Origin of the sequence: Microbacterium sp. 71-23, assembly GCF_001897265.1 — a bacterium.
GTDB lineage: Bacteria > Actinomycetota > Actinomycetes > Actinomycetales > Microbacteriaceae > Microbacterium > Microbacterium ginsengisoli.
This window is the reverse complement of record NZ_MKSL01000020.1, coordinates 1-1,941: the sequence shown is the minus strand read 5'-3', so window position 1 is coordinate 1,941 and position 1,941 is coordinate 1. Positions and strand designations below refer to the sequence as shown.

At 67.0% G+C, this 1,941-nt stretch carries 2 protein-coding genes and 1 pseudogene; all 3 read right to left on the bottom strand.

The window, feature by feature from the left end:
• On the bottom strand, positions 1-661 hold a 661-nt coding region (locus BGO15_RS09775), incomplete at its 3' end, for a F0F1 ATP synthase subunit beta (protein WP_502689160.1).
• Between the two features lie 18 nt (positions 662-679).
• Positions 680-1,576: a F0F1 ATP synthase subunit gamma gene (locus BGO15_RS09770; RefSeq protein ID WP_056209496.1), complete on the bottom strand. Its 897-nt coding sequence runs from the start codon at positions 1,574-1,576 to the stop codon at positions 680-682.
• Between the two features lie 18 nt (positions 1,577-1,594).
• Positions 1,595-1,941, bottom strand: a pseudogene (locus tag BGO15_RS09765) (F0F1 ATP synthase subunit alpha); the annotation flags it as partial.

The following is a 1,941-nucleotide window of genomic DNA, read 5'->3' as shown; positions in this document are numbered from 1 at the left end:
TCTTGTCGAAGACGCCCGCCTCCTCCATCTCGCCGATGAGGTCGTTGCCCTCACGGGTGCGCTCGCCGACACCGGCGAACACGGACACACCGCCGTGGTCCTGCGCGACGCGCTGGATCATCTCCTGGATGAGGACCGTCTTGCCGACGCCCGCACCACCGAACAGGCCGATCTTGCCGCCCTGCACGTAGGGAGTGAGCAGGTCGATGCTCTTGATACCCGTCTCGAACATCTCGGTCTTGGACTCGAGCTGGTCGAAGCTCGGCGCCTTGCGGTGGATGCCCCAGCGCTCGGTGATCTCGACGGTCTCCCCCGGAGCGCCGTTGAGGATGTCGCCCGTGACGTTGAAGACCTTGCCCTTGGTGATGTCGCCGACCGGCACCGAGATGGGGCCGCCGGTGTCGCGCACCTCCTGGCCGCGTACGAGGCCGTCGGTCGGCTTCAACGCGATCGCGCGGATGAGGTCGTCACCCAGGTGCTGGGCGACCTCGAGGGTCAGCGGGGTGCTCTCGCCGTCGATCGTGATCGAGGTGGTGAGCGCGTTGTAGATGTCGGGGATCGAGTCGTGCGGGAACTCGATGTCGACCACAGGGCCGGTCACGCGTGCGACGCGCCCGACGACCTCGGTGGGGGCCTTCTCGGCGGTGGCGGAGGGAGTCATTGTCCTGTCTTCCTGTCTCTACTTGCCCGACGAGAGAGCGTCGGCGCCGCCGACGATCTCTGCGATCTGCTGAGTGATCTCGGCCTGACGCGCGTTGTTGCGCAGGCGGGTGTAGTCGGTGATGAGCTTGTCGGCGTTGTCGCTCGCCGCCTTCATCGCCTTCTGAGTGGCCGCGTGCTTCGCGGCCGACGACTGCAGGAGCGCGTTGAACACGCGGCTCTGGATGTAGACCGGCAGCAGCGCGTCGAGCACAGTCTCGGCGTCGGGTTCGAACTCGTACAGCGGGTACACCGCGTGCGAGGCCGAATCCTCCGCCTCGACGACCGCCAGCGGAAGCAGGCGGACCGTCTCGGGCGACTGGGTCATCATGCTGACGAAGCGGTTGTACACGAGGTGGATCTCGTCGACGCCGCCGTTGTCGCCACCGAGCGCGAACGCGTCGAGCAGCGCCGCCGCGATCTCCTCGGCCGTCGAGAACTGCGGGGTGTCGGTGTCACCCGTCCACTCGGCCGCGCTCGTGATGCGTCGGAACTGGAAGTACCCCACCGCCTTGCGTCCCACGAGATAGAACACCGGCTCGCGGCCCTCGTCGCGCAGCAGCTGCGCGAGCTCGAGTCCCTCACGGAGGATCTGTGAGTTGAACGCGCCCGCGAGACCGCGGTCGGACGAGAAGATGACCACCGCCGAGCGGCGGACGACCTCGCGCTCCCGGGTCAGCGGGTGATCGATGTTGGAGTGGGTGGCCACGGCGGAGACGGCGCTCGTCACGGCCCGCGAGAAGGGCGAGGACGCGCGCACGCGCGCCATCGCCTTCTGGATGCGCGAAGCCGCGATGAGTTCCATCGCCTTCGTGATCTTCTTGGTCGTCTGAGCAGAGGAGATCTTCTGCTTGTAGACCCGGAGTTGTGCGCCCATAGTTGCTCTTCCCGAGGCTCAGCCGCGGCGACCCTTGACGATCTTCTCCTGGTTCACGTCATCGGCGTCCGCGGCGTCGAACTCCTCGCGACCGACCGAGCCGATACCCGCTCCCGTGCCCGCCTGGAACTCGAGCGTGAACGCGTCAACCGCGCTCTCGAGCTCCGTGACGAGCTCGTCGCTGAGCACGTTCGTCTCACGCAGGGTGTCGAGGATCGTGGTCGAGCGGCGGAGGTGGTCGAGCAGCTCGCGCTCGAAGCGCAGGATGTCTGCGACCTCGATCGTGTCGAGCTTGCCGTTGGTGCCGGCCCAGATCGAGACGACCTGCTCCTCCACCGGGTACGGCGAGTACTGCGGCTGCTTGA

What these genes read in the sequence shown, in the direction of transcription:
- BGO15_RS09770 (WP_056209496.1), bottom strand. Translation starts at nt 1,576, where the DNA reads ATGGGCGCACAACTCCGGGTCTACAAGCAGAAGATCTCCTCTGCTCAG.